This window comes from Telmatospirillum sp. J64-1, assembly GCF_006980715.1.
Taxonomy (GTDB): Bacteria; Pseudomonadota; Alphaproteobacteria; order Rhodospirillales; family Magnetospirillaceae; genus Oleiliquidispirillum; species Oleiliquidispirillum nitrogeniifigens.
Map to the genome: position 1 here is coordinate 1 of NZ_SBHN01000076.1, position 924 is coordinate 924.

Genomic DNA, 924 nt, shown 5'->3' on the forward strand with positions numbered 1-924 from the left:
CTGATGCGCTTCATCACCGCCTCATAGCCGTGCAAGCTGAAGGTCGGCGTGTTGGCGTTGGAGACCGCCATCGCCGCCTGCCAGGCCGACAGGTCGATGCTGGGCATGGGGGCGCTGATCGGGTCCGACCAGAGCCCGACAAAGCGATAGCGCCAACGCGGGATGCCCGGCGATTCCAGGTCCAGGGTGAAATTGCCGCGCGCGCCCAGCAAGGCGTGCTTATTGCCGTCGATGTTGAAGAGGATCGAAACCGATTCTTCGTCGTCGCTGACCGGCAAATAGCGGACCTCGGTATCTGGATCCATCACCTCGGCCATGCCGCAGCCGCGCATCAGCACGCCCCAAGGCGGCACTTCGCCGGCGGTGCCGGAGCCCGCAACCTCGACGGCGAATTCCAGGATGACATGGATGCCAACGGCGATGGAGCCTTCGGCGCCCAGCGTCGGGCGCACGATGCCGCGCTGGATCATCTGCGCTTCCATCGGCGTGATAGCCACATCCGAAAGCTGGATGGCATTCTCGGCACCGGTCGGGGCTGCGTCGGTGCCGTAGGTGGATTCAATCTTCGCCAGCACCACCTTCTTGCGGAACTTCATCGGCTGCATGGCTTAGTCCTTCTTCTCGGTCTTTTCGGCGGCCACAGCCTTGGCCTTCGCGGCGGGCTGGGGCTTCTCGCCGGGGCGATCCAGGCGGCGGCCCTGCGCATCGCGCGGTGCCGAGCCTTCGGGGTGGAGTTTGGTCGGGGCTTCGATCTGGCGAAGCTTGCCGGCCTCAAGGATGTAGCGGCCACCAGGGCGCATGGGGCTCCTCACTTGTAGACGTAAGAGGCGGTGGTGAACTCGAGCAGGCGCCAGACGAGGCCTGCCTGGAAGGCGACGGTTCGCGCACCGGCATAGAGGACCTCTTCCATGTCCTCGGACGGCA

Annotated in this window: 2 protein-coding genes; both read right to left on the reverse strand. The window is 65.3% G+C overall.

Features of this window, described 5'->3' with window-relative positions:
• Positions 1-605: phage tail tube protein (locus EPD66_RS23830; protein WP_221931110.1), on the reverse strand; the 605-nt coding region annotated here is incomplete at its 3' end.
• A 3-nt stretch (positions 606-608) separates the two neighbouring features.
• Positions 609-800, reverse strand: a complete 192-nt coding sequence (locus tag EPD66_RS23835; protein WP_142851046.1) for a hypothetical protein — start codon at positions 798-800, stop codon at positions 609-611.
• Positions 801-924: the final 124 nt, after the last annotated feature.